We start from the raw sequence: 231 nt of genomic DNA on the forward strand, positions 1-231 counted from the left end.
GATGGAACCTGGCGAAGGCGAGCAGCCAATGCTGGTTTACGATAAAAAAACAGGCGGGATGCGGCCGCTTTCCTACCGTGATATCGTCATCTTGCTGCGTGCTGCCGCTGGTTGGGGAGAGACCATGATGGAGGTGCTGCGTGAGGCGGGCATTCCCGTCTACGCGGAACAAAGCGGCGGTTATTTCAGCGCGACAGAGATAGAGGTAATGCTCTCCTTGCTGCGGGTGAT

Annotated in this window: 1 protein-coding gene; it reads left to right on the top strand. The window is 57.1% G+C overall.

What is annotated here, in order from left to right; all coding sequences use genetic code 11:
* Positions 1-231 (top strand): hypothetical protein (locus MXD62_RS09780; protein ID WP_368862367.1); only part of this gene is annotated, 231 nt, incomplete at both ends.

The organism is Frankia sp. Mgl5 (assembly GCF_023242985.1).
Classification (GTDB): Bacteria; Actinomycetota; Actinomycetes; order Frankiales; family Frankiaceae; genus Parafrankia; species Parafrankia soli.